We start from the raw sequence: 2,370 nt of genomic DNA, 5'->3' as shown, positions 1-2,370 counted from the left end.
AGCACGACCTTGCCAAGGTCGGGGTCGCGAGTTCGAGTCTCGTTTCCCGCTCCATATTCTTCGCCGCCTCCGGCAGCGAATGCACCAAGCCCCGCGATGCGGGGCTTTTTGCGTTTCGGCGACCGTGGTTTCGGCGGAAGGCCGGGTTCGCAGCGGCTGGCTTGCGCACGCGGTTTCCGCGACGCACCTTCCCCTCGGCGCAGCAGGCGATGCTTCGCTTGGCGACTGCGGTTTTCGCTGCAGTCAGGTTCGCAGGGACGGGCTTGCGCATACGGTTACCGCATCGCCCCGGCACGATGCGCGAAGCCGCGGCGTCGCGCTCGGGCGCGGCCATCGTGTGCGGCGCATGCCGTTGCGCAACGAACCCGGCGGGCCGCAAGCGTGTCGCAACCGCAGCGACGCGCACCGACTATCGTCCGCGTCTTCGCCGCACCTGCCCGCGAACGCACACAAGGACCGTCGCATGCCCACCGCCAATCCTGCTCTTGCCAACGCCGCTCTCGCCAACGCCCATCTCGCCGGCCACGTCTTCCTCAACGAGATGCTGCAGGACGACTATTTCCCGCCGCACCTGGTCGAGCGCGGGCAGGCGATCCTGGCCGAGCTGTGCCTGAGCATCGAGCGCGATCGCCCCACCGACCTGGCCGCGCTGTACGCGCTGACCCACGCCGCGACCGAGCGCTTCAACGCGCTGGGAGAAGCGTTCGACGCCGCCGGCAGCGAGATCGAGACCGCCGCCCACGAAAGCATCGGCGCCGACTTCGCCCGCATCGCCGTCGCCTACGGCTTCGAGGCCGACATCGAAGAACTGATCGCCCCGCGCGAATGGTGAATGCGGCCGTCGCGCGGCGCCTGGCTACCCGCGGCCCGGCCCCAGGTCCGGATGCGGTAAGCTAACCCGGTCACCGCATCCTGCCCGGATGGCGAAATCGGTAGACGCAGCGGACTTAAAATCCGCCGGCTTCGCGGCCGTGCCGGTTCGAGTCCGGCTCCGGGCACCACTACATATCGACGGCGGCAATTCGTGGCAGCTTGTCTGGAAGTCCAGAAGCTCCGTTAAGCAGGTCATTTTGAGCCTGCGGTTGCTGTCAACAAAACGTTCGGCCGATGAGGTCGATGGCATGTTTGATGCCAAAGGCTCGAAGAAGGCCTGTGTTCAATTGGACATATGTTCCCGTTGGCTCGCCGTCACTTCCTACGACAGGCTCTTGATGAGTCCTGAAGCCTGAAATTACGCCGGCGACTCGGATCTCGTTAGGCGATCTTTGCGAAAAAAACACCACGGGGCCGCCAGAGAACCCTTCATTGCAGAGAGTGTCGACAAATAACACTTGCGGGTCGCCTGTGGCCACGTTGCTGGCGATGCCACGTTTAACTAGCGGGCAGGGATTCCCGCCGAGAAGTTCGCCGACGTCTTCGTGCATCTTGTGGGGAAATCCAAGTATGTACAGGTCCTGACCTAGAGTCAGTTGCGCAATGGTCGGGGTAACCGGTAGCCCCGATGGGGTCAGGCGCTCATTTAGGCGCAGAACCGCAATATCTGCCTCACTTCTGCAAAAGGCAACTTTGATGGGCTCATATGGTACCCAGCGGTTGTTTCGGAACAGCCGAACTTCATGGGCCTCTGCAGATTCGTCGAAAAGGTGCTTAGCGGTGATCAGATACTCGGTGTCCTCGACATCTATCGTGAAAGCTGTTCCGTACTGGATCGCTTTAATGAAGAAGACGCGTCGAAGGATGTTTGCTTGGACTGGATGCATTGATCGGTTTGCCTCCAAAGCAATGAAGAGTTATGTGTGGCTCTGGTTCTGCCGCAGATCCATGTGCTTGACAAAGGATTGACTTTTTTGTGGTGAGTATTGCATTGGCCGTTGCTGTGGCAACTTGCTGAAGAGGAATCACTGCATCAGCTTCATCGCCCCGGCCGCTTGCGCCTGTTGGCGTTGCTGCTCCTGATCTTGCGACCGCTTCTGGGTTTGTTCCTGGTTGAACTGCTGGCTGTCGCGCAAGGTGTCGCGCAGTTGCGGCGCCTGCTGAGCGAGGTCCACGGCGGTGTGGAAGCCGGGCACGGTGCGGCCGATCCACAGCGTGTCGCCGGCCACGCCGACGGGGCCGATGCGGTCTGCGTCGGGGATGCCGTTGCGCTTGGCCGCGAGCATCGCGGCGGCCGCGTGCTCGTCCGACAGCCCGGCCGGAACGCTGGCGCGGATCTTGGCGATCATCGCCTGGTCCTCGCGCGAGAAGCGCGACAGGCCGAAAGCCGGCTCGGGCTCGGCGGGCGGTGGTACGCGCTGAGGTTGCGGGTCGGGCGCGGCCGGCGCCGGCCGTTCTGCGGACTCGGGCGCCGTCAACGGCGCTGCCTGGCGGGCG

Annotated in this window: 3 protein-coding genes, 1 tRNA gene and 1 pseudogene; 2 read left to right on the top strand and 3 right to left on the bottom strand. The window is 63.5% G+C overall.

Going from position 1 to position 2,370, the window contains the following annotated elements; genetic code table 11:
* Positions 1-334: hypothetical protein (locus TX83_RS23725; RefSeq protein WP_222423800.1), on the bottom strand; the 334-nt coding region annotated here is incomplete at its 3' end.
* A 129-nt stretch (positions 335-463) separates the two neighbouring features.
* Between TX83_RS23725 and TX83_RS20570 the strand changes: the two genes are divergently transcribed.
* The gene (locus tag TX83_RS20570) at positions 464-832 is read left to right on the top strand and encodes a DUF5713 family protein (RefSeq protein WP_064749854.1); all 369 of its coding nucleotides are present in this window, start codon (positions 464-466) and stop codon (positions 830-832) included.
* A gap of 82 nt (positions 833-914) precedes the next feature.
* Positions 915-1,001, top strand: a tRNA-Leu gene (locus tag TX83_RS20565).
* Between the two features lie 87 nt (positions 1,002-1,088).
* Here the strand turns inward: TX83_RS20565 and TX83_RS20560 are convergent.
* Together TX83_RS20560 and TX83_RS23525 are read right to left on the bottom strand one after the other, a co-directional pair.
* On the bottom strand, positions 1,089-1,760 hold the full coding sequence (locus TX83_RS20560) for a S1 family peptidase (RefSeq protein WP_075575290.1): 672 nt from the start codon (positions 1,758-1,760) through the stop codon (positions 1,089-1,091).
* A gap of 138 nt (positions 1,761-1,898) precedes the next feature.
* Positions 1,899-2,370, bottom strand: a pseudogene (locus tag TX83_RS23525) (hypothetical protein); the annotation flags it as partial.

The sequence above is a fragment of the Lysobacter antibioticus HS124 genome, assembly GCF_000336385.2.
Taxonomy (GTDB): Bacteria; Pseudomonadota; Gammaproteobacteria; order Xanthomonadales; family Xanthomonadaceae; genus Lysobacter; species Lysobacter firmicutimachus.
Note: the sequence above shows the minus strand (reverse complement) of the source record. Positions and strands in the feature narration are given on the sequence as shown.

What these genes read in the sequence shown, in the direction of transcription:
- TX83_RS20560 (WP_075575290.1), bottom strand. Translation starts at nt 1,760, where the DNA reads ATGCATCCAGTCCAAGCAAACATCCTTCGACGCGTCTTCTTCATTAAA.
- TX83_RS20570 (WP_064749854.1), top strand. Translation starts at nt 464, where the DNA reads ATGCCCACCGCCAATCCTGCTCTTGCCAACGCCGCTCTCGCCAACGCC.